Source organism: Microbacterium sp. ARD31, from assembly GCF_031844425.1.
This window is the reverse complement of the sequence record NZ_JAUZVE010000080.1, coordinates 1-23,615: the sequence shown is the minus strand read 5'-3', so window position 1 is coordinate 23,615 and position 23,615 is coordinate 1. Positions and strand designations below refer to the sequence as shown.

The window sequence follows — 23,615 nt, the reverse complement described above, 5'->3', positions numbered from 1 at the left end:
AAGGGACGGCGCGGCCGTGGTCAGGCGGTGGCGGCCTTGGCGGCCTGGATCACCCGGGTGAGGCTGTCGTGCAGCGAGACGAGCTCGTCGACGTCCATCCCGAGCTGCTCCACCACCGTCGGCGGCACCTGGAGTGCCTGCGTGCGCAGCTCACGCCCCTGGGGCGTGAGGCCGACGGCGAGGCTGCGCTCGTCGTCGGGGTTGCGGTCGCGGCGCACCAGGCCGGCGGCCTCGAGCCGCTTGAGCAGGCGCGACAGCGTGGCGGCGTCGAGCTCGAGCATCCGGCTGAGCTCGGTGACCGAGAGGGGCTCGTCGCCCCAGAGGGCGAGCATCACGAGGTACTGCGGGTGGGTGAGCCCGAGCGGCTCGAGCACCGGGCGGTAGACCGAGATGACCGTGCGCGACGCGACGGCGAGCGCGAAGCACACCTGGCGCTCCAGGGCGAGCGGGTCGTCGTCCTGCCGCAGGTCAGGATTTCCGTGCATCGTGGTCACTTTGTTAGCCTAACAACAGTTGTCGCAGCAACGAATCCGAGGAGCCATGGCGCACACCGTTCCCGCCCGCCGCAAGGAGAAGGGCCGCAGCCACCTGCTCGACCTCGACGCGCCCCGCGTGGTGGTCAAGGACCCCGAGCGCGACGCCCGCGACCTGGCCCGCGTGCAGCGTTGGGTCATGTCGACCCTCGCCGTCACCACGATCCTGCACCTCGTCGTCGGGCTCGTCGTCGCCGCGGTCACGCTCGACGACGCCCCGACGAGCTCTCAGGTCGGGCTCGCGGTCATCGCCGGGATCTTCGGCGCGATCGCCGTCGCGGTCGGGCGCGCCATCCACGGCCGCAGCATCCTCTCACCCTGGCTGCTCCTCGGCGCCGTGCCCACCCTCGTGGGTCTCTGGCTGGTGCTCGGCTAGCTCGCCGGCTCGAACAGCTCGACGAGGTTGCCCGCCGGGTCCGCCACGAGGAACTGGCGACCTCCCGGTCCCTCGACCACCGGGCTGCGCAGGTCCGCTCCGGCCGCGCGGAGCCGCTCCGCGTGCGCGTCGAGGTCGTCCACGACGAGGTGGATCCGGTTCCGTCCGGCGGCAGCGTGGCCCTCCGGGGTCGCGCGTGCGCCCGAGCTCTGCGGGCCGGACAGCAGGACCCTCAGCGGACCTCGTACGACGTCCGCGAACGCTGGCGCGGGGTGGCTCAGGACGGTGAACCCGAGCAGGTCGGTGTAGAAGGCGATCGCGGCGTCGACGTCGTCGACGAGGTAGCGGACGCTGGCGTACTGGTGGTCGGACATGACGACACCTCCGTCCCTCCACCCTGACCCTGCGGTGCGGGAGGGTCAAGCCGCGTCACGCCGGCTGGGCGACCCACTCCATCGGGTCGCCGGCGTCGAGGTCGGTGATGCCGAGGTTCTCGAAGGCACCGAGCACCACGAGGCGTCGTACGGCGGCGAAGGTGAGCACGTGCGCGACCATGCCGCCGTAGGTGAAGACCCGCACGGGGTCGCAGGTGGCGTCGACGAACGTGTCGTCGAGGCGGCCCTCCTCGATCGTCGTACGCACTTGGGCGAGGAACGTCGGCCCCTCGTCGGCGAGCTCGCGGCGCAGCGTGCTGATCGACTTCCCACGCTCCTGGTCCCAGTCGTAGCGGCGCTGCTCGACCGCGGCGTTCCACTGCGCGAGCTGGCCGACCAGCCGACCGAGCACCGACCGAATCGTCATGTCGTCGTCGATGGTGCCGATGGGCACCTCGATGGGGACGTCGAGCTGCTCGTCCGTCAGCCGGGAGGCGCGGGCGAGCATCTCGCCGGTCAGCCAGAGGTGGTGCTCGATCATCCGGGTCAGCAGGTCCATGGCGGTCACCTTTCGTGCGGTGGGCAGCCGCAGGCTGCCCGGTGGGTGGAAGTGCACCTGGCTCGCCGCCCGGATCTGGGTGCGGGTCGGTGCGTGACGCCAGCGGCTTGGCGCGGTGCCGTACGCCCTCGTGAAGGCGCGGGTGAACGCCTCGTGGGAGCCGAAGCCCGCCTCGATCGCGACGTCGAGCACGGGCCGGTCGGTCGTGACCAGCACGTACGCCGCCCGCTCGAGCAGGAGCCGCCGCCGCATCCGCTCCGGTGGCTCACCGCCCGCGGCGGACACGACACGGTCGAGGTGGTGGCGCGAGAGGTGGAGCCGTCGCGCCCGCTCCTCGCTGCTCTCGTCGAGGGTCTCGACGAGGGTGGCGAGGAACTCCGCGAAGGTGTCCGCCGCTGTCGTCATGCCTGCAGCCTCCCCGCCGGCGGACGACCCCGCTTGATCGTCCTTGCGCAGTCTGGCGCCGCGTTGGGTGCCCCGGCCACCGACGTACGTAGAAATCCGGATGCGCGACGCACGGCGGGAGGCGCACGCTGTCAGGACCAGCACCCCCGACAGCCGAAGGGAGACACGCCATGTGGGACACCGTCGAGACCAGCAGCAGCCACCTCACGCACGACGTGCCGTGCCCTCGGTGCGGGCACGCCACGCACACCTACCTGCCGTGCAGCGACACCTGCGGGTGCCGGCGGTCGATCCCGCAGGCCCTCGCCTGAGCAAGCCGGACGCGGCAGGGTTGTCAGGCTCTCCCTGAAGACGAATCTCAGGCGGGCTCGGTCACCAGGCCCAGCTCGGCGACCGAGGCGAGCGCCTCGTTGCGCGGCACCGCGCGGACCGTGTAGCCGAACGCGCCCGAGTGGTCGAGCTGCACGGCGGCGTCGAAGCGGTGCCGGTTGCCGTCGTAGGACTCCCCCACCAGCATCGGGGTGACGGAGGTGGCGGTCAGCACGTCGTCGGAGCCGATCCGGCCGTGCACGACCTGCACCTCGACGTCGTCGGGCGACAGCGAGCCCAGCGCCACCCAGGCGCGGACCGCCAGGGTCGCGCCGACCTCGGGCTGGTCGCCGACGCCCTCGGAGTCGACGTGCTCGACACGGACGCCCGGCCACGCGGCGCGGACCTCCTGCTTCCAGCCCGACAGCGTGCGCGCACCGGCGTAGTCGGAGTTGAGCGTGCGCGCGGTGTGGGCGGCCGGGGCGTAGAGCTCGCGGACGTAGTCGCGCACCTGCCGGGTGGCGAGCACCTTGGGACCGAGCGACTTGAGCGTGTGCCGCACCATCTCCAGCCAGCGCGGCGGGACGCCCTCGTCGTTGTGCTCGTAGAAGCGGGGGGCGACCTCGTTCTCGATGAGGTCGTAGAGCGCGGCCGCCTCGAGGTCGTCACGGCGGTCGGGGTCGTCGATGCCGTCGGCCGACGGGATCGCCCAGCCGTTGTTGCCGTCGTACCACTCGTCCCACCAGCCGTCGAGGATGGAGAGGTTCAGGCCACCGTTGAGCGCGGCCTTCATGCCCGACGTGCCGCACGCCTCGTAGGGGCGCAGCGGGTTGTTGAGCCAGACGTCGCAGCCGGGGTAGAGGGGCTGGGCCATGGCGATGTCGTAGTTGGGCAGGAAGGCGATGCGGTGCCGGATCTCCGGGTCGTCGGCGAAGCGCACCATCTCCTGGATGAGCCGCTTGCCGGTCTCGTCGGCCGGGTGCGCCTTGCCTGCGATGACCAGCTGGATCGGGCGCTCGGGGTCGAGCAGCAGCTTCTTGAGCCGGTCGGGGTCGCGCAGCATCAGCGTCAGCCGCTTGTAGGTCGGCACGCGCCGCGCGAAGCCGATGGTGAGCACGTCGGGGTCGAGCGCGGTGTCGATCCACGTGGTCTCCGCCTTCGCGAAGCCACGCTTGGCCGCCGAGCGCTTCATCCGGGCACGCGCGTCCTCGATGAAGCGGGTGCGCAGCGTGCGCTTGAGGTCCCAGATCTCCCGGTCGCCGATCTGGTCGACGAGCGGCCACAGCGCGTCGGTGTCGTCACCGTCGATGTCGCCACCGCGGTTCGCGGCCAGCTCGATGACCTCGCGGGCGATCCAGGTCGGGCCGTGCACGCCGTTGGTGATCGAGGTGATCGGCACCTCGGCCTCGTCGAACGCCGGCCAGAGCCCGTTGAACATGCCGCGCGAGACGTGGCCGTGGAGCTGGGAGACGCCGTTGGCGCGCTGGGCGAGGCGGAAGCCCATGACCGCCATGTTGAACACGTTGGCGTCGCCGCCCTCGTAGTCCTCGGCGCCGAGGGCGAGCACGCGCTCGACCGGGACGCCCGGGGTCGGCGAGCTGCCGCCGAAGTACTGCTCGACCAGCTCGCGCGGGAACCGGTCGATGCCCGCGGGCACCGGGGTGTGCGTCGTGAACACCGTGCCGGCGCGCGAGACCTCGAGCGCGGTGTCGAAGTCGAGGTGCGGGCCGTCCTCGCCCACGGTCAGCTCGCGGATCCGCTCGATGCCGAGGAAGCCGGCGTGGCCCTCGTTGGTGTGGAAGACCTCCGGCGCCGGGGCGCCGGTGATCCGCGACCAGACGCGCAGCGCCTTCACGCCGCCGATGCCCAGGAGCAGCTCCTGGCGCAGGCGGTGCTCGGAGTTGCCGCCGTAGAGCCGGTCGGTGACGTCGCGGTAGTGGGCGCTGTTGTCCTCGATGTCGGTGTCGAGCAGCAGCAGCGGCACGCGACCGACGTGGGCGACCAGGATCCGGGCGATCAGGTCGGGACCGTCGGGCAGGGCGATGGAGACCGTCGCGCGGCTGCCGTCGGGCTCGCGCAGCTGGGTCAGCGGCAGCTCGTCGGGGTCGAGGACCGGGTAGCTCTCCTGCTGCCAGCCGTCGCGGTCGAGGGCCTGCTTGAAGTAGCCGTGGCGGTAGAAGAGCCCGACGCCGACCAGCGGGATGCCGAGGTCCGAGGACGCCTTCAGGTGGTCGCCGGCGAGGATGCCGAGACCGCCGGAGTACTGCGGCAGCACCGAGGTGATGCCGAACTCCGGGGAGAAGTACGCGATCGCGCGGGGCGCGTCCTCACCCGCCTTGCGGGCGTACCAGCGGTCCTCGGAGAGGTAGCGCTGCAGGTCGGCGTGGGCGGCGTCGAGCCGGCCCCGGAAGTCGCCGTCGTCGACCAGCTGCTCGAGCCGCTCGCGACCCACCGCGCCGAGGAAGCGCACGGGGTCTCCCGCGACGTCGCGCCACAGCTGCGGGTCGATGGACGCGAACACGTCCTGGGTGGGCGGGTGCCACGACCAGCGCAGGTTGCCGGCCAGGACGGACAGCGCACCCAGGGGCTCGGGCAGGACGGGACGGACGGTGAATCGACGAAAAGCTCGCACGACCGAGCACGCTAGGCCATTTCTTGGATCGATCCAACCCATACCGCGCAGCCCGTGCGTGCCGGGTCGCGGCGCGAGCCGCATAACCCGGCGGTGCGTCCCGGCGTTGTCCGCGCATGAGCCACCCTCGCCCCCGCCTCGGCCGCACCGCGCTCGCGGCCGCCTCGCTCCTCGCGATCTCCAGCCTGTCCGCGTTCGCCTCCCCGGCGACCGCCGAGCCCGACCGCGTCGCGCCGGGCCCCACCCCGGCCGACGTACGCACCCTGGGTGATCCCGTCGCCGGCCCGGCCGACGTCGACTCCCGGGGCACCGCCGAGCCCACCGCGGCGCAGGAGGCGGCCGTCGCCGCCCTCGGCCCGGTGACCGCGCGCTGGAACACGCTCGGGACGCCGGCCTCGATCCTCCCCGCGTCGGGGAGCCTCGGCGCCGCGCCGGGGAGCGCGGCGGACGGCGCCCGCGCCTGGCTGCGCGGCCACGCGGAGCTGTTCGGCATGACGTCGCAGGACGTCGACGACCTCGTCCTGGTCAGCGCCCAGCCGCTCGCCCGGAGCGACGCCCGCGCCGTGCTCTTCCGCCAGGACTTCGACGGGCTCGCACCGGCTCTCGGCGGCCTGGTCACCGTGGGCGTCGCGGACGGGAGGGTCGCCTACGTCTCGTCCTCCCTCGCGCGGACCACGGGCACCGTGCCCGCACCCACGCTGACGCCCCTCCAGGGCTGGCTGGAGGCCGCGAGCGACCTCTCCGTGGGCGTCCCGGCCGCACAGGTCGCGTCCATCACGAAGACGGTGACCGGCGGCTGGACCCGGCTCACCGTCCCGGGCTTCGCCCAGGAGCAGCAGGTGCGCCTGCGCGCCCTGCCGATGGCGGACGGCTCCGTGCGCCCGGTCCTCGAGGCCAACGTCGTCAACGCCGCGGGCGCCACCGCGCTGGGATTCACCTCGCTCGTCGACGCCGTCACCGGGAAGGTCCTCGCGCGCCACAACCGGGCCGAGAACCTCGCCTACAACGACGCCTTCACCGGCACCATCACGCCGACCGAGTGCGGGGCGCGACACCCGTTCGAGCTCACCGACGACCTGACCCGCACCATCACCGCGGTCGCGACCGGCGCACCGGTCGACGACTTCACCGTGAAGATCTGGAAGGGCGACGAGCTGCTGGTCACCGGGGACCTCGCGACCAACCCCGAGGTGGCGACGTACTCCGCTGCGGAGATCCCGGCGGGCACCTACTCGGTCCAGGTGTGCCCGTTCGACGCCGCCTCGGTGGTGGTGGGCCAGTACGCCCTGGCGGTCACGACGAGCGACACCGCAGCACCCGGCACCGGTGACCTCACCGCCAACCCGCGCTGGCGCTACTTCACCGCCAACCCGACCCTCGACTCCCCCGACCAGACGCCCACCAACGCGGTCGTGGGCTGCTGGCGGCTGACCGGGGCCGAGGCGGACGCCGAGTGCACCACCCCGCCCGGCGAGCTGCGCAACGTCGCCGCCTTCGGGCCGTGGGACACGATCGGCGCGGTCCCGACGTCGACGACCGTCGGCAACAACGCCAACACCCACGAGGCCTGGGCGAGCCCCCTCACCCCCGGCGGCCTGATGCAGGCCCCGGTCTCGGCCGAGCGCCACTACACCGGCGAGTTCACCGACGCGTGGAACAACAGCCGGTGCGACGTCGCGCAGCTCGTCCCGGGCGGCAACGACATCGAGGCCTCCGTCGGCAACCTCTTCGTCGCGCACAACCGCATGCACGACTACTCCTACTACCTCGGCTTCACCGAGGAGAGCTACAACCTGCAGTCCGACAACGGCAGCCGCGGTGGCGTCGCCGGGGACCCCGAGGTGGGCAACGCCCAGGCCGGCGCCCTCTCCGGCGGCAGCCCGAGCTTCCTCGGACGCGACAACGCCAACCAGATCACGCTGCAGGACGGCATCCCGGGCATCACCAACCAGTACCTCTTCGAGCCGATCGCCGGTGCCTTCTACGCGCCCTGCACCGACGGCGGCCTCGACATGGGCATCGTCGGCCACGAGTACACCCACGCGATCAGCAACCGCATGATCGGCGGTCCCGACGAGGGCATCACGTCCGAGCAGGGCGGCGCGATGGGCGAGTCGTGGGGCGACCTGGTCGCCGGCGAATACCAGTTCGCCCACGGCTACAGCAACGGCGGCAACGTGTGGGCCGTCGGCGCCTACGCCACGGGCAACACCGAGACGGCGATCCGCGACTACTCCATCGACGACAACCCGCTCAACTACTCCGACTACGGCTTCGACACGACCGGGCCGGAGGTCCACGCCGACGGCGAGATCTGGAACGGCACGATGTGGGAGGTCCGCCAGGCGCTCGTGGAGAAGTACGACGCCGAGTTCCCGTACGACGACGCGGCGCTGCAGCGGTCCTGCGCGGACGCCACCGCCACGACCACCCCGCGGCCTGCCGACGCCTGCCCGGGCAACCGCCGCTGGGTGCAGCTCGTCTTCGACTCCTTCCTGCTGCAGCAGGGCTCGACCTCGATGCTCGACGCGCGTGACGCGATGCTCGCCGCGGACCGGATGCGCTTCGGCGGCGCGAACCAGGACGTCATGTGGGCCGCCTTCGCCCGCCGCGGGCTCGGCGCGGACGCGCACACCGTCGACGCCGACAGCGACGAGCCGACCCCGAGCTTCGCGACCCCCGACGGGCCGGGCTCCGCGATCACCTTCGCCACCACCGGCAAGGCGCGCATCTTCGTGGGCGACTACGAGGCGCGCGTGACGCCGGTGGCCGACACCGACCCGGCGACCGGGCTGGGCGACACGGCCCGGTTCACCCCCGGGACCTACCCGATGGTGGCGGTCTCGCCCGACCGCGGCTTCACCCGCTGGACGATGGAGGTCCCGGCCGACGGGGCCGCACGCACGGAGACCGTCGGCGACGTGGTCAACCTGGCCAGCAGCGCCGCGGGCGCGTCGGTCATCGCCGCGACCGACGGCTCGCGCAACGCCGAGGCACTCATCGACGGCACCGAGGCGACCAACTGGGGCGGCGTCACCGAGGCCCAGGTCGACGAGTCGCACCCCTCGGTCGCGGTCGACCTGGCGGGCGGGGTGAGCACGGTGAGGCGGGTCCAGGTGAGCGCCTACCTCACCCCGGCCCCGGCCTCGCCGACCGACGTCCCGCTGGCCCAGGAGGACCCGGACTCCGGCTCGCGCTTCACCGCGCTGCGCCAGTTCGCCCTCGAGGCGTGCACCGCCGGCTGCGACTCGCCGGACGCCACCTGGACCAGGTTCTACACCTCGCCCGCCGACGCCTTCCCCAGCACCCTCCCCCGCCCTGTCGCACCGACGCTGAACCTGCGCGAGTTCGACGTGCCCGACACGGAGGCCGCCGCCGTACGCCTGGTGACGCTGGAGAACCAGTGCACCGGCCAGGAGGCGTACGCCGGCCAGCAGACGGCGAGCACCACGGTCCTGACGGACTGCAAGGCGGGCTCCGACCGCGGCACGATCGTCCACGCCGCCGAGCTGCAGGTCTTCGACGCGGCCGCGACGCTGCCCCAGCAGCCCGGCGAGCCGTCCGGCACGGGATCCGGCACCGGGTCCGGCTCGACCGGGAGCACCGGGAGCACGGGGACCACCGGGACCACGGGGACGACCGGCGCGGCCCGGGTCCGCCCGACGGTCTCGCTCACCGTCCGGCGCAAGCTCCAGACCACGCGCAACCGCGCACCGCGGCTGGTGATCGCCGTCACGTCCACCAGCGACCGGCCCGAGGCGGGCCGCTTGGTCGTGGTGGTCGACGGCGAGAAGTGGCGCACCACCCGGACCTCCACCGGCCGCGCACGGGTGAGCGTGACCAAGCGCCTGCTGCGCGGACGCCACACCGTGCGCGTCCGGTTCCGCCCCGACGACCGCACGGCGTTCCGCCCCGCACGCAGCCGCGTGCAGCGGATCGTCGTCTCCGGCCGGTGAGCGGGCACCCCGGCGGGTGAGACCACGTCCGCCACGGGTTGCGTCCGGCACCCGACCTTCGCAAGTGTGGGGGGCATGGTTGGACGCATACCCGTGATGGATGTTTCCCCCGTCGTCGACCTCGGCCGGCTCTCGGCCAAGGCCACGGTCGGCGAGCCGATGCCGGTCCGGGCGAGCGTGTTCCGCGAGGGGCACGACCAGCTCGGGGCGGAGGTCGTCGCCATCGACCCGGCCGGCGGCCGACGCGCTCCGGTGCGGATGCAGCCCTACGGCGAGGAGCCCAACCGCTACGTCGCCCACGTCACCCCCGACACCGAGGGCGAGTGGACATTCGAGATCCAGACCTGGTCCGACCCGATCGCGACCTGGCAGCACGACGCCGGCATCAAGATCCCCGCGGGCGTCGACGTCGAGCTGATGTTCACCGAGGCCCGGCTGCTGCTCGAGCGGGTCGCCGCCGGCACCGGTGACGACAAGCTCGACGCGGCCTCGGCGGCCGTGGTCGCCGGGGCCATCACGGCTGCCGACGACACCAGCCGTCCGGTCGCGGCACGGCTGGCCGCCCTCCAGGACCCGGGGCTCGACGCGATCCTGCTCGCGCACCCGCTGCGCGAGCTGACGACCGTGACCGGCCCGTTCCGCTTCCGCGCCGACCGGGTCCGCGCGCTCTTCGGCAGCTGGTACGAGTTCTTCCCGCGCTCCGAGGGCGCCACCAAGGACCCGAAGACCGGCAAGGTCACCAGCGGCACCTTCCGCACCGCGGCGAAGCGCCTCGACGCGGTCGCGCAGATGGGCTTCGACGTCCTCTACCTGCCGCCGATCCACCCGATCGGCGAGGTCAACCGCAAGGGTCCCAACAACACGCTGACCCCGGGACCCGACGACCCCGGCTCGCCGTGGGCGATCGGCAGCAAGGACGGCGGCCACGACGCGATCCACCCCGACCTCGGCACCTTCGAGGACTTCGACGCCTTCGTCGCGCGGGCCGGCGAGCTCGGCCTCGAGGTCGCGCTCGACCTCGCCCTCCAGGCGGCCCCCGACCACCCGTGGGTGAAGACCCACCCGCAGTTCTTCACCACCCGCGCCGACGGCACCATCGCCTACGCGGAGAACCCGCCGAAGAAGTACCAGGACATCTACCCGATCAACTTCGACAACGACCCGGCCGGCATCTGCCGCGAGGTGCTGCGGATCGTCAAGCTCTGGATGTCCCACGGCGTGCGGATCTTCCGCGTGGACAACCCCCACACCAAGCCGCTGGCCTTCTGGGAGTGGCTGCTCGCGGAAGTACGTCGTACCGACCCGGACGTGCTGTTCCTCTCCGAGGCCTTCACCAAGCCCGCGATGATGCACGGCCTCGGCGCCATCGGCTACCACCAGAGCTACACCTACTTCACCTGGCGCACGCACAAGCGCGAGATCGAGGACTACCTCCGCGAGGTCTCGACCGAGTCCGACCACCTCATGCGGCCGAACTTCTTCGTCAACACCCCCGACATCCTCCACGCCTACCTCCAGTACGGCGGCCCGGCGGCCTTCAAGGTGCGTGCCGCCCTCGCCGCCACCGGCTCGCCGAGCTGGGGCGTGTACGCCGGCTACGAGCTGTTCGAGCACGTCGCCGTCAAGCCCGGCTCGGAGGAGTACCTCGACTCGGAGAAGTACCAGATCCGCATCCGCGACTGGGAGAAGCACGACGCCGAGGGCACCACCCTGGCGCCGTACATCACCCGGCTCAACCAGATCCGTCGCGAGCACCCCGCGCTGCAGATGCTGCGCAACGTGACCATCCACGAGAGCGACGACGACCACGTCCTGGTGTTCTCCAAGAGGCACGAGGACGACGTGGTGGTGAGCGTGATCAACCTCGACCCCCACGGCACCCGGGAGACGATGGTCCACCTCGACATGCCCGCGCTGGGCCTGGGCTGGCACGACTCGTTCGTCGCCCACGACGAGATCACCGGCGCCGACTGGAGCTGGAGCCAGCACAACTACGTCCGGCTCGACCCCGGCTACGAACCCGCCCACGTCATCACCGTCAGGAGGACCCGTTGAGCGACCACCACCCCATGCCGACGGACGCAGGTGCCGCCACGGCGGTCCTCAACGCCGAGCCCGAGTGGTTCCGCACGGCCGTCTTCTACGAGGTGCTGGTGCGCTCGTTCCGCGACTCCAACGGCGACGGCACCGGCGACTTCAAGGGCCTGATCGAGAAGCTCGACTACCTCGAGTGGCTCGGGGTCGACTGCCTGTGGGTGCCGCCGTTCTTCACCTCCCCGCTGCGCGACGGCGGCTACGACGTCGCCGACTACAACAACATCCTCCCCGAGGCGGGCACGGTCGAGGACTTCCACGAGTTCCTCGACGCCTGCCACCAGCGCGGCATCCGCGTGATCATCGACTTCGTCATGAATCACACGAGCGACGCCCACCCGTGGTTCCAGGCCAGCCGCAGCGACCCGGACGGGCCCTACGGCGACTTCTACGTGTGGTCCGACACCGACGAGCTCTACGAGGAGGCGCGGGTCATCTTCGTCGACACCGAGCCGTCCAACTGGACCTGGGACCCGGTGCGGCAGCAGTACTTCTGGCACCGGTTCTTCCACCACCAGCCCGACCTCAACTTCGACAACCCCAAGGTCCACGACGCCATGCTCGAGGCGATGGCGTTCTGGCTCGACATGGGCCTCGACGGCTTCCGGCTCGACGCGGTGCCCTACCTCTACGAGCGCCCCGGCACCAACGGCGAGAACCTCAAGGAGACGCACGACTTCCTGAAGAAGTGCCGCAGCTTCGTCGACGAGCACTACCCCGGGCGGGTGCTGCTCTGCGAGGCCAACCAGTGGCCCGCCGACGTCGTCGAGTACTTCGGCCCCGAGGAGACCGAGGACGGCCGCTGGATCGGCACCGAGTGCCACATGGCCTTCCACTTCCCGGTGATGCCGCGCATCTTCATGGCGGTGCGGCGCGAGTCCCGCTTCCCGATCTCGGAGATCCTCGAGCAGACCCCCGCGATCCCCGAGGGCTGCCAGTGGGGCATCTTCCTGCGCAACCACGACGAGCTGACCCTGGAGATGGTCACCGACGAGGACCGCGACTACATGTGGTCCGAGTACGCCCACGACCCGCGGATGAAGGCCAACATCGGCATCCGCCGGCGGCTGGCACCGCTGCTCGACAACGACGTCAACCGGATGGAGCTGTTCACCGCGCTCCTGCTCTCGTTGCCGGGCTCCCCCGTCCTCTACTACGGCGACGAGATCGGGATGGGCGACAACATCTGGCTCGGCGACCGCGACGGCGTGCGCACCCCGATGCAGTGGACCCCCGACCGCAACGCGGGCTTCTCCTCCGCGACCCCCGGCAAGCTGTTCCTGCCGGCCATCCAGGACCCGGTCTACGGCTACCAGTCGGTCAACGTGGAGGCGCAGCTGGAAAACACCTCCTCGCTGCTGCACTGGACCCGACGGCTCGTGCACACCCGCCGTCGGCACCCCGCGTTCGGCCTCGGCGACTTCATCGACCTCGGCGGGTCCAACCCGAGCGTGCTGTCGTACGTCCGCGAGCACACGCCCGACGGTGCCCACTCCGACGAGGACGGCCGCGACATCATCCTGTGCGTCAACAACCTCTCGCGCTTCCCGCAGCCGGTCGAGCTCGACCTGCGCCACTGGGAGGGCATGGTGCCCGTCGAGCTGCTCGGTGGCGTGCCCTTCCCGGCGATCGGCGAGCTGCCGTACCTCCTGACGCTGGGCGGGTACGGCTTCCTGTGGCTGCGCCTCACCGACCAGACGATGACCCAGGGGGTCGACGGGTGAACGACGAGCTGAAGCACTGGATCGCCGACGCGCGCTGGTTCGCGGGCAAGGGCCGCGACTGGAGACTGACGTCCGTACGCCGCGTGGGCGAGCTGCCGCACCCGGCGGAGGAGGACGGGCTGGCGCCGACGCCCGCCGGGCTGCGGGTGGTGATCGACCTCGCCGAGGTCGCCTACACCGACGGCGAGAGCGAGCTCTACCAGCTGCCGCTGGCCTTCTACACCGAGCCGCAGGAGCGCCTCAACCACGCGTTCATCGGCGAGTGGGACGACGAGGACCTCGGCCACGCCTGGGTCTACGACGCCCTCCACGACCGCGAGTCGATGGCCCTGTGGCTGCGGGCCTTCGCCGACCACCCGACCAGCACCTCACGCGGGCTGCTCGACTTCCACTCGCTGCCCGGGCACGACCTCGACCTCGAGGCCCACTCCACGCTGTTCTCCGGCGAGCAGTCGAACTCCTCGGTCGCGTTCGGCGAGGACTCGCTGATGAAGGTGTTCCGCAAGGTCACCCCGGGCGTGAATCCCGACATCGCCATCCACCAGGTGCTCACCGAGGCCGGCTCGACGCACGTCGCGTCGCTCTACGGCTGGCTGGACCTCGTCGATGACGAGGCCGACGGCACCGACGCGACGATCCAGCTGGCGATGCTGCAGCAGTTCCTCCGCACCGCCAGCGACGGGTGGGACCTCGCCCTGGCCAGCGTGCGCAACCTCTTCGCCGAGGCCGACCTCCACGCCGACGAGGTCGGCGGCGACTTCGCCAGCGAGGCGGCCCGCCTGGGCGTCGCGCTCGCCGAGGTCCACGCCGACCTGGCCCGGCACTTCCCCGTCGAGGAGCGCGACGCCGCCGCGACCGACGCCCTGGCCGCGGCGATGGAGGGGCGGCTCGACGCCGCGCTCGACGTCGTACCCCAGCTGGCGGAGCACGAGGCCGGGCTGCGGGAGACGTTCGGGCGGCTGCGGACGCTCGACCGGGTCGAGGTGCAGCAGGTCCACGGCGACCTCCACCTCGGCCAGACCCTGCGCACCAGCCTCGGCTGGAAGATCGTGGACTTCGAGGGCGAGCCCGCCAAGCCGCTGGCCGAGAGGCTCAAGCCCGACTCGGTGTGGCGCGACGTCGCCGGCATGATCCGGTCCTTCGACTACGCCCCGCGCGTGGTGGCCATGACCGGCGCCGGCGCCGACAACGGCGGCGAGGCCGACCAGCGCGCCTACCGCGCGGCCGAGTGGTCCGCCCGCAACCGGGCGGCGTTCCTCGACGCCTACACCGGCGAACGGGGTACTGGCCTGGACGAGCAGGCCCGAACCCTGCTCGACGCCTACCTCGCGGACAAGGTCGTCTACGAGGCCGTCTACGAAGCACGCAACCGTCCGGGATGGCTGTCCATCCCGCTGGCAGCGTTGGGAGAGACCACATGAGCACGACCACGAACGCCCCCGGAGAGCTCGACCTGCACCTGATCGGCGAGGGCCGGCACGAGGAGCTCTGGACGGTCCTCGGCGCGCAGGTGACCGACGACGGCACGTCCTTCCGCGTCTGGGCGCCCAACGCCATGGAGGTCCAGGTCGCCGGCGAGTGGGCCGGCTGGGACGGCGCGGCGCACCCGATGACCCGCCTCGACGGCTCCGGCGTCTGGCACGTCCACGTGGAGGGCGCCGGCGTCGGCGCCCAGTACAAGTACCGCATCCGCGGCGCGGACGGCCAGTGGGTCGACCGCGCCGACCCGATGGCGCAGTACGCCGAGAAGCCGCCGAGCTCGGCCTCGCGCGTGTGGCGTTCCGCGCACCAGTGGGACGACGCGGCTTGGCTGGAGAAGCGTCGCACGAGCCAGCCGGTCGACGAGGCGATGTCGATCTACGAGGTGCACCTGGCCTCGTGGAGGAAGCACTACAGCGGCGAGCTCTACTCCTGGGACGAGATCGCCGACGCCCTCGTGCCCTACGTCGCCGACCTCGGCTTCACCCACGTCGAGTTCATGCCGGTGATGCAGCACCCCTTCGGCGGCTCGTGGGGCTACCACGTGACGTCGTACTTCGCCCCCGACTCCCGCTTCGGCGACCCCGACGGCCTCAAGCGGCTCATCGACCGGCTGCACCAGGCCGGAGTCGGCGTGATCCTCGACTGGGTGCCCGGGCACTTCGCGACCGACGAGTGGGCCCTGGCCCGCTTCGACGGCACCCCGCTCTACGAGGACCCCAACCCGCAGCGCGGCTGGCACAAGGAGTGGGGCTCCCACATCTTCAACTTCGGGCGCAACGAGGTCCGCAACTTCCTCTACGCCAACGCCGTCTACTGGCTCGATGAGTACCACGCCGACGGGCTCCGGGTCGACGGCGTCGCGTCCATGCTCTACCTCGACTACGCCCGCGAGCACGGCGAGTGGTCGCCCAACAAGCACGGCGGCCGGGAGAACCTCGAGGCCGTGCAGTTCCTCCAGGAGATGAACGCGACCGTCTACAAGCGCATCCCCGGCATCGTCACCATCGCCGAGGAGTCGACCGCGTGGCCCGGTGTCACCGGCCCGACCAGCGACGGCGGGCTCGGCTTCGGCTTCAAGTGGAACATGGGCTGGATGCACGACTCGCTCAACTACGTCTCCAAGGACCCGCTCTACCGCAGCCACCACCACGGCCAGATGACGTTCTCGCTCGTCTACGCCTTCGCCGAGAACTACGTCCTGCCGATCAGCCACGACGAGGTCGTGCACGGCAAGGGCTCCCTGCTGCGCAAGATGCCCGGCGACCGCTGGCAGCAGCTGGCCAACCTGCGCGCCTACCTCGCCTACATGTGGGCCCACCCCGGCAAGCAGCTGCTGTTCATGGGCTGCGAGCTCGGCCAGGAGTCGGAGTGGGCGGAGAGCCGCGAGCTCGACTGGTGGCTCCTCGAGCACCCCGAGCACGCCGGCGTCCACGCCATGGTGCGCGACATGAACGCCGTCTACGCCGACACCGGCGCGCTGTGGGGCCGCGACAACGACCCCGCCGGGTTCGCCTGGATCGACGCCAACGACGCGGGGCGCAACGTCTTCTCGTTCGTGCGCCGCTCCCCCGGGCACCCCGACCTGGTCTGTGTCGCGAACTTCGCCGGCCAGCCCCACGAGGGCTTCCGGCTCGGCCTGCCGTCGGCCGGCACGTGGTCCGAGGTCCTCAACACCGACGCCGAGTCCTACACCGGCTCCGGCGTCGGCAACCTCGGCTCCATCACGGCGGTCGAGGGCGACCACCACGGCCAGCCGGCGTACGCCGACATCGTGGTCCCGCCCCTCGCCACGGTCTGGTTCCGCAAGGACGCCTGACCGCCGGCCGCCGCTGCTCCACCACGGTATGTCGCCGGATGGGCGCTTCCCACGATCAATTGACCGTGGGAAGCGCCCGTTCGCCTGCATACCGTGGTGAACCGTCACCGATGAGGGTGCGGTGAGCTGGGCCAGGGATCATCCACAGCGACCCGCGATCGCGTGTCTTCCCCAGCCAGGACCGCGTCCGGCGTCGCGCACGCGAGCCGGCGACGATGCTGCCGCGCATGAACGACCCACTGCGCGCCATCTGCCTCGAGCTCGGCTTCTTCACGCGTGCACATGCTCGTGAGGCGGGGTACGACGACCGGGCCGTGACGCGCGCACACCGCGCCGGACGGTGGCTCAGGATCCGGCGCGGCTACTACACGTTCCCGGACGTGTGGCACGCCGCGACTGAGGAGCAACGACACCTCATGCGGTGTCGCGCCGTACTGGACTCGCTCGGCGACGCCGTCGCCCTCAGCCACGTGTCGGGATGCATCGCGCAGCGCGTCGACGTGTGGGGAGTCTCGCTCGATCGGGTGCACGTGACCCGTCTGGACGGCGGAGCCGGGCGCGTGGAGGGCGACGTGGTGCACCACGAAGGCTTCGTGGCCGACGACGAGGTGTCCGAGGTCGACGGCCTGCGGGTGCTCGCACCCAGCCGGTGCGTGCTCGAGGCCGGCTCGACGGCCAGCTCCGAGGCCGCGCTCGTGCTGATGAACTCCGCTCTCCACCGCGGGCTCTGCACCTTCCAGAGCATCGGTGACCAGTTCGACCTCATGGCGCACTGGCCCAGGACGCGCCATCTCCATGTGCCGGTCAGGATGGCGACGGACAAGGCGGAGTCGGTCGGCGAGTCCCGCGGCCTGTGGCTGTTCTGGGTCGAGCACCTGCCCGCTCCCGTCCTCCAGCTCGAGGTCTTCGACGGCGAACGCCTCGTCGGGCGATGCGACTGGGGGTGGCCGCGCCTACGCGGGCTCGGCGAGTTCGACGGCAAGGTCAAGTACGGACGTCTGCTGAAGGACGGCCAGGACCCCGGCGAGGTGGTGTTCCTCGAGAAGCGCCGCGAGGACGACCTCCGCGAGGTTGCCGCAAGCTGGATGATCCGACTCATCTGGTCAGATCTCTCCCGACCGAGCCACACCGCCCAGCGCCTCCGCCGCCTGATGTCGGCAGCGAGCTGAGGGCGCGAACCGGCGCGGCCTCGATGGTTCATCAAGGTATGCAGGCGGACCCGCACTTCCCGGCGTCAGTTGATCGCGGGAAGTGCCCACTCACCGACGTACCGTGGTGAACCATCGGCGGGAGCGACCGGCCACCCCGACCTCGTTAGGGTGGTCGGGTGGGCGATCCGATCAGCGTGACGACCGTGGCCGAGGGCGTGGCCCGGATCCAGTGGCAGGGCGAGCCGAGCGTCGACGAGCTGCGTCGCGAGGTGGCCGCCGCGCTGGGCGACCACCAGCGGGTCGAGACCCTCGTCGGCACCGAGGACCGTGCCGCGCAGCGCACCGCCACCTGGGCCGGGTTGCTCAAGGAGGGCGTCAGCCGTGGCGTCACCGTCGACGGCGAGGTCGCCGACCGGGTGGTCTACGCCCGGGTGCGGGAGGACCGGCCGGTGGACCACCCCGAGGGGTTCCGCTCGTTGCTCAACTCCTTCCTCCCCCGCAAGCGCGCGATCTCGCAGATGCTGGTGCGGGACGAGGACGGGCGCGTCCTGCTGTGCCAGCTGACGTACAAGCGGGACTGGGACCTCCCCGGCGGGGTGGTGGAGGTCGGCGAGTCACCGCGGCTGGCCGTGCAGCGGGAGGTCGAGGAGGAGCTCGGCCTCGAGATCGAGCCCGGCGGGCTGGTGCTCACCGACTGGCTGCCGCCGTGGAGCGGGTGGGACGACGCCGTGTGCCTGGTCTTCGACGGCGGCACGCACCCCACCTCGGTCCTCGCCGGAGTGGTCATGCAGGAGCGCGAGATCCGCGACGTGCGGTTCTGCACGCTCGACGAGGTCGACGAGCTCGCGGCCGACTTCACCGCCAGGAGGGTGCGCGCGGCGGTCGAGGGCTCCCAGCCGTATACGGAGTCCGGCCGCTGAGGCAGGATGCCTCTCATGACCTGGGTGTACGACTTCGCAGAGGGAAGCAAGGACCAGAAGGACCTCCTGGGGGGCAAGGGCGCCAACCTGGCCGAGATGACCAACCTCGGTCTGCCCGTCCCACCCGGCTTCACGATCTCGACCGAGACGTGCCGCGCCTACCTCGCCGAGGGAGGTGAGCCGGAGGGCCTCGCCGAGGAGGTCACCGAGCACCTCGCCGCGCTCGAGGAGGCGATGGGCAAGAAGCTCGGCGACGCCGACGACCCGCTGCTCGTCTCGGTGCGCTCGGGCGCGAAGTTCTCGATGCCCGGGATGATGGAGACCGTCCTCAACGTCGGCCTCAACGACACGTCCGTCGGCGGCCTCGCGGCGCGCAGCGAGTCCGAGCGGTTCGCCCAGGACTCCTACCGGCGCCTGCTGCAGATGTTCGGCGGCACCGTGCTCCACGTCGACTCCGAGCTGTTCTCCGACGCGCTCGACGAGGTGAAGAAGGCCAAGGGCACCGAGAGCGACCTCGACCTCGAGGCCGACGACCTGCGCGGCCTCGTGGAGACCTTCAAGGGCATCATCAAGACCGAGACCGGCCGCGACTTCCCGCAGGACCCGCGCGAGCAGATGGACCTCGCCATCCGCGCCGTCTTCGACTCGTGGAACACCGACCGCGCACGGCTCTACCGCCGCCAGGAGCGCATCCCCGAGGACCTCGGCACGGCCGTCAACGTGCAGGCCATGGTCTTCGGCAACTTCGGCATGGACTCCGGGTCGGGCGTCGCCTTCACCCGCGACCCCGCCAGCGGCAACCAGGGCGAGTACGGCGACTACCTCCAGAACGCGCAGGGCGAGGACGTCGTCGCCGGCATCCGCAACACCGTGTCCCTGGCCGACATGGCCGAGATCGACCGGAAGTCCCACGACGACCTGATGACGATCATGACGCGGCTCGAGCGCCACTACCGCGACATGTGCGACATCGAGTTCACGGTCGAGCGCGGCAAGCTCTGGATGCTCCAGACCCGCGTCGGCAAGCGCACGCCGGAGGCGGCGTTCCGCATCGCGGTGCACATGGTCGACGAGGGCATGATCCAGATGGACGAGGCCGTGCTGCGCGTCACCGGCGACCAGCTCGCGCAGCTGATGTTCCCGCGGTTCGACGAGTCCGCCGAGCGCACGCTCCTCGCCACCGGCATGAACGCCTCGCCCGGCGCGGCCGTCGGCAAGGCCGTCTTCGACTCCGACACCGCCGTGGAGTGGGCCGACCGCGGTGAGGACGTCATCCTCGTCCGCAAGGAGACCAACCCCGACGACCTCCGCGGCATGGTCGCCGCGCGCGGCATCCTCACCAGCCGCGGCGGCAAGACCTCCCACGCTGCCGTCGTGGCCCGTGGCATGGGCCGTACGTGCGTGTGCGGCGCGGAGTCGCTCGACGTCGACCACAAGGCCAAGGAGTTCCGCGTCCGCGACGGCGAGACGATCCGCGAGGGCGACGTCATCTCCATCGACGGCACGACCGGCGAGGTCTTCGCCGGCTCGGTGCCGGTCGCCGACTCGGTCGTCGTGCGCCACTTCGAGGGCGAGAAGATCGACGACGACCTCGCCCAGGCCGTCGCCCGCATCATGGCCCACGCCGACGGCGCCCGGAGGCTGCGCGTGCGCACCAACGCCGACACCCCCGAGGACGCCGCCCGGGCCCGGCGCTTCGGCGCCCAGGGCATCGGGCTGTGCCGCACCGAGCACATGTTCCTCGGCGAGCGCCGCGCGCTGGTGGAGCAGCTCATCGTGGCCGAGGACGAGGCCGGCGTGGAGGCCGCACTCGACGAGCTGCTGCCCCTGCAGCGGCAGGACTTCACCGAGATCCTCGAGGCGATGGACGGCCTGCCGGTGACCATCCGGCTGCTCGACCCGCCGCTGCACGAGTTCCTGCCCGACCTGACCGACCTCAGCGTCGAGGTGGCCCTCGCCGAGGAGCGCGGCGAGGTCGACGAGCGGGCCCAGCGGCTGCTGACCCACGTGCGCCGCCTGCACGAGCAGAACCCGATGCTCGGCCTGCGGGGCGTGCGCCTGGGCATCCAGATCCCCGGGCTGTTCCGGATGCAGGCCCGCGCCATCGCCGAGGCCGCCGCCGACCGGATGGCCGCCCACGGCACGCCCCGGCCGGAGATCATGGTGCCCCTCGTCGCGAGCGTGCGCGAGCTCGAGATCGTGCGGGCCGAGATCGACCAGCAGATCGCCGAGGTCGAGGAGGAGCGCGGCATCAAGCTCGACATCGCGATCGGCACCATGATCGAGCTGCCGCGCGCGGCGTTCCTGGCCAACCGCATCGCCAAGTCGGCCGACTTCTTCTCCTTCGGCACCAACGACCTGACCCAGATGGCGTGGGGCTTCTCCCGCGACGACGTCGAGGCGTCGTTCTTCTCCCGCTACTTCGAGCACGGCATCTTCGACGTCTCGCCGTTCGAGTCGCTCGACCAGCTCGGGGTCGGCGGCATGGTCGAGATGGGCACCAAGAAGGGCCGCAAGACCAAGTCCGACCTCAAGGTCGGGGTCTGCGGCGAGCACGGCGGCGACCCGCGCTCGGTCCACTTCTTCGACGAGGTCGGCCTCAACTACGTCTCGTGCTCGCCCTTCCGCGTGCCGGTCGCCCGGCTCGAGGCCGGGCGATCCGTGCTCGGGAAGCGCGACTCAGAAGAGCGCTGAGGCCAGGTTGCGACGGCCCGCCAGCACGCGCGGGTCGTCGTTGCCGACCGCGGCGAACAGGCCGAGCAGGTGGTCGCGCGCCCGGTCGCGGTCCTTGTCGGAGGTCCGGGCAACCAGGTTCACCAGCCGGGTGAACGCGTCCTCGACGTGGCCGCCGAGCATGTCGAGGTCCGCGACGAGCGTCTGGGCGTCCACGTCGTCGGGGTTCTCCGCGGCAGCGGCGCGCGCCTGGTTGAGGTCGACGCCCTGCGTGCGCTGCATGACCTTCGCCATCGCCAGCCCACCCGCGGCCTCGACGTCGGCCGGGTTGGCGTCGACGAGCTTCTGGTACTCCGCGACCGCCGCGTCGATGTCACCGGCCGCGAGCGCGTCCTGGGCGGGTGCGTAGCGCGGGTCGACGGCGTCCTCCTCGCCCTCGGCACCCGGAGCCGCGGCGCGGGGCTGGTGGCGACCGGTGATGCCCTGGCTGGTGAGCTGCTGGCCCACCTGGGTGAGCGCGGTGCGCAGCTCGTCGATCGGCAGCGGGTCCTGCAGCAGCGGCATGGGCCGGCCGTCGACGACCGCGACCACGAGCGGGATCGAGGGGATCTGCATGGCCTGGGCGATCTGGGGCGCGGCGTCGATGTCGACGAGGCCGAGGAGGTAGCGGCCCTCGTGCTCGCCGACCACGGTGGCGAGGTCGTCGGCGAGCTGACCGCTCTCGGGCATCCGGGTGCGCGAGTAGAACACCAGCAGCACCGGCGCGGTCATCGACTGCTCGAGGAGGCCCTGGAAGTTCTTCTCGTCCACCACCACGCTGTACGACGACCCTCCCGCACCACCCCCGGCGGGGGGCGTGGCGCCCTGCGGCGGGCGGGCGGGCTGTCCGAGCCCGGAGAGGTCGATGGCACCTGGACGGCTGAACGGCTGCTGCGTCATGGGGCAATCCTAGGGAGACCGGCCACGGGACGACGCTCCGGTCGGTAGCCTCGACGACATGGGACCTCGGGGAGCCGCGCTGCTGACGCGGCACCGCCGCAACCTCGGCCTCCTCGCCCGCTTCGGTCTGGTGGGCGCGTCGGGTGTCGTGGTCAACATGGTCACGCTCATCCTGCTGCGCAGGCTCGGCCCGCACTTCGACGAGGCGGTGGTCGGGCTGGGGCCCTCCGACTTCAACCTCCGCTGGTACCACGTCTACTCCACGCTCGCGTTCCTCGTCGCCAACCTGTCGAACTTCCAGCTCAACCGGTCGTGGACCTTCCAGACCACGCGCCACACGCGCTGGTGGAAGGAGTACTGGCCGTTCCTCGTGGTCGGGCTCGGTGGCCAGGCCGTCGGGCTGGCGCTGCTCACCCTGCTGATGCACCCGCACTCGCCGGTCAGCCTGCCGAGCGACGTCTTCGACGACTCCAGCGGGCTGCGCAACCGGCTCTACTGGTCCCAGCTGATCGTCATCGCCCTGGTGACGCCGCTGTCGTTCGTGTTCAACAAGCTGTGGACCTTCGCGGCCGTGCGCACCGGCCGCCTCGACCTCCTCACCGCGCAGCACGAGGAGCAAGTGATGGCTGGGAAGGATGTGGTCTGACGGTGCCGAACTGTGCCCGAACTGAGCACAGGCTCACCTATCTCGGCCCCCGTACCGCGTGGTAGAAAGTGCCGGGGTTCGACGGGAGGGCGGCACGGCATGACATCGGGGTCCTACGACTTCACCGGCTACGAGGTCCTGGTGATCGGGGGCACGCGGGGCGAGGGGCACACCATCGCGTCCGCGTTCGCGCGGTCCGGGGCCAACGTCACCGTCACCGGGACGATGATGCTCCGCGCCCTCTACGACACCGACCTCGCCGCCTTCGACTACGAGTCGGTCAACCTCGCGCGCCAGGAGTCGATCGACAACCTGGTCGGGATCATCGGTCACCTCGACGTGCTGGTCCTCGCGGCGTCGTGCAACCTGCCCTTCGGCCTGCCCGCCGACGAGCGGGCCTTCATCGCCGAGGCGGCACGCTCCGGGCTGCTCGGCCCGACGTTCCTCACCACCCGGATGCGCCTCAAGCTCAGCCAGAGCCCCGCCCCGGGCGGCGGCTGCGTGATCAACACCGGCGCCGTCGCCAAGTGGCTCGAGCTCTCCTCGGCGCCCGAGGCAGCGCGTGCGCAGCTCGTCGAGTCCACCGCCCGCGCCGGTGAGCAGTGGGCCGGCCTCGGCGTCCGCGTGAACTCCGTGCTCCAGCACAAGCACGCGGTCCTCCCCCGCCAGTACGCCCCGGTGGCCGCGTCGAGCCACGGCAGCCGCCTGGCCGGCGACACCCTCGTGCGCACCCAGCGGATGAGCGACGCCGTGGCCGACGCCACGCTCTTCCTCGCCAGCAGCGGCGCCTCCCGCATCACCGGACAGACGCTCCGCCTCAGCTGAGTCCCCGCCGGTGACTCAGCCCACCGGCGAGAGCTCGCGCTCCGGCTCGGCGGCCTCGTCGCGCTCGGCGAGCCGGGCAGCCAGCGTCGCGCCCTCGACGTCGAGGTTGGGCAGCAGCCGGTCCAGCCAGCGCGGCAGCCACCAGGCCCGGTCACCGAGCATGGTGAGCACCGCGGGCGTGAAGGTCATCCGCACGAGGAA

The 23,615-nt window shown here is 71.5% G+C and carries 17 protein-coding genes; 11 read left to right on the top strand and 6 right to left on the bottom strand.

Going from position 1 to position 23,615, the window contains the following annotated elements:
* Nucleotides 1-20 precede the first annotated feature (20 nt).
* Entirely contained in the window at nucleotides 21-485 is a 465-nt protein-coding gene (locus tag Q9S36_RS48880; protein WP_311291992.1) for a MarR family transcriptional regulator, read from the bottom strand.
* Between the two features lie 55 nt (nucleotides 486-540).
* Between Q9S36_RS48880 and Q9S36_RS48875 the strand changes: the two genes are divergently transcribed.
* Complete coding sequence (locus tag Q9S36_RS48875) at nucleotides 541-909, top strand: hypothetical protein (RefSeq protein WP_311291990.1); 369 nt, start codon at nucleotides 541-543, stop codon at nucleotides 907-909.
* Here the strand turns inward: Q9S36_RS48875 and Q9S36_RS48870 are convergent.
* The 3 genes from Q9S36_RS48870 to glgP all read right to left on the bottom strand — a co-directional run bounded on the left by Q9S36_RS48870 (nucleotide 906) and on the right by glgP (nucleotide 5,188).
* Nucleotides 906-1,283: a VOC family protein gene (locus tag Q9S36_RS48870; protein WP_311291989.1), complete on the bottom strand. Its 378-nt coding sequence runs from the start codon at nucleotides 1,281-1,283 to the stop codon at nucleotides 906-908. The two genes, Q9S36_RS48875 and Q9S36_RS48870, sit on opposite strands and share 4 nt — an antisense overlap.
* Before the next feature lie 55 nt (nucleotides 1,284-1,338).
* A complete protein-coding gene (locus Q9S36_RS48865) occupies nucleotides 1,339-2,247 on the bottom strand; it encodes a helix-turn-helix transcriptional regulator (RefSeq protein WP_311291988.1) in 909 nt (302 codons plus the stop codon).
* 358 nt (nucleotides 2,248-2,605) lie between these two features.
* On the bottom strand, nucleotides 2,606-5,188 hold the full coding sequence (glgP, locus tag Q9S36_RS48860; protein WP_311291987.1) for an alpha-glucan family phosphorylase: 2,583 nt from the start codon (nucleotides 5,186-5,188) through the stop codon (nucleotides 2,606-2,608).
* 116 nt (nucleotides 5,189-5,304) lie between these two features.
* Between glgP and Q9S36_RS48855 the strand changes: the two genes are divergently transcribed.
* From Q9S36_RS48855 to ppdK, 8 genes are all read left to right on the top strand, one after another.
* Complete coding sequence (locus tag Q9S36_RS48855) at nucleotides 5,305-9,144, top strand: M36 family metallopeptidase (RefSeq protein ID WP_311291986.1); 3,840 nt, start codon at nucleotides 5,305-5,307, stop codon at nucleotides 9,142-9,144.
* A 96-nt stretch (nucleotides 9,145-9,240) separates the two neighbouring features.
* The gene (locus tag Q9S36_RS48850; RefSeq protein WP_396653983.1) at nucleotides 9,241-11,199 is read left to right on the top strand and encodes an alpha-1,4-glucan--maltose-1-phosphate maltosyltransferase; all 1,959 of its coding nucleotides are present in this window, start codon (nucleotides 9,241-9,243) and stop codon (nucleotides 11,197-11,199) included.
* Nucleotides 11,200-11,213: 14 nt separating this feature from the next.
* The gene (gene treS / locus Q9S36_RS48845) at nucleotides 11,214-12,962 is read left to right on the top strand and encodes a maltose alpha-D-glucosyltransferase (RefSeq protein ID WP_311291991.1); all 1,749 of its coding nucleotides are present in this window, start codon (nucleotides 11,214-11,216) and stop codon (nucleotides 12,960-12,962) included.
* Nucleotides 12,959-14,383, top strand: coding sequence for a maltokinase N-terminal cap-like domain-containing protein (locus Q9S36_RS48840; RefSeq protein ID WP_311291984.1), 1,425 nt, complete (start codon nucleotides 12,959-12,961; stop codon nucleotides 14,381-14,383). Before treS ends, Q9S36_RS48840 begins: the two co-directional genes overlap by 4 nt.
* Nucleotides 14,380-16,260, top strand: a complete 1,881-nt coding sequence (glgB, locus tag Q9S36_RS48835) for a 1,4-alpha-glucan branching protein GlgB (protein ID WP_311291983.1) — start codon at nucleotides 14,380-14,382, stop codon at nucleotides 16,258-16,260. Before Q9S36_RS48840 ends, glgB begins: the two co-directional genes overlap by 4 nt.
* Before the next feature lie 227 nt (nucleotides 16,261-16,487).
* Entirely contained in the window at nucleotides 16,488-17,429 is a 942-nt protein-coding gene (locus Q9S36_RS48830; RefSeq protein ID WP_311291982.1) for a type IV toxin-antitoxin system AbiEi family antitoxin domain-containing protein, read from the top strand.
* 158 nt (nucleotides 17,430-17,587) lie between these two features.
* The gene (locus Q9S36_RS48825; RefSeq protein WP_311291981.1) at nucleotides 17,588-18,331 is read left to right on the top strand and encodes an NUDIX hydrolase; all 744 of its coding nucleotides are present in this window, start codon (nucleotides 17,588-17,590) and stop codon (nucleotides 18,329-18,331) included.
* A 15-nt stretch (nucleotides 18,332-18,346) separates the two neighbouring features.
* Nucleotides 18,347-21,025 carry a pyruvate, phosphate dikinase gene (gene ppdK, locus Q9S36_RS48820; RefSeq protein WP_396653982.1) on the top strand — a complete coding sequence of 893 codons (2,679 nt, stop codon included), beginning with the start codon at nucleotides 18,347-18,349 and terminating at the stop codon, nucleotides 21,023-21,025.
* On the opposite strand, the gene Q9S36_RS48815 is transcribed toward ppdK, so the two are convergent.
* Nucleotides 21,011-21,943, bottom strand: coding sequence for a tetratricopeptide repeat protein (locus tag Q9S36_RS48815; protein ID WP_311291979.1), 933 nt, complete (start codon nucleotides 21,941-21,943; stop codon nucleotides 21,011-21,013). The two genes, ppdK and Q9S36_RS48815, sit on opposite strands and share 15 nt — an antisense overlap.
* A gap of 58 nt (nucleotides 21,944-22,001) precedes the next feature.
* On the opposite strand from Q9S36_RS48815, the gene Q9S36_RS48810 reads away from it, so the two are divergent.
* Together Q9S36_RS48810 and Q9S36_RS48805 are read left to right on the top strand one after the other, a co-directional pair.
* Complete coding sequence (locus tag Q9S36_RS48810) at nucleotides 22,002-22,589, top strand: GtrA family protein (protein ID WP_311291978.1); 588 nt, start codon at nucleotides 22,002-22,004, stop codon at nucleotides 22,587-22,589.
* 99 nt (nucleotides 22,590-22,688) lie between these two features.
* The gene (locus tag Q9S36_RS48805; protein WP_311291977.1) at nucleotides 22,689-23,414 is read left to right on the top strand and encodes an SDR family oxidoreductase; all 726 of its coding nucleotides are present in this window, start codon (nucleotides 22,689-22,691) and stop codon (nucleotides 23,412-23,414) included.
* 15 nt (nucleotides 23,415-23,429) lie between these two features.
* Here Q9S36_RS48805 and Q9S36_RS48800 read toward each other — a convergent pair.
* A partial coding sequence (locus tag Q9S36_RS48800; protein ID WP_311291976.1) for a hypothetical protein occupies nucleotides 23,430-23,615 on the bottom strand: 186 nt, incomplete at its 5' end.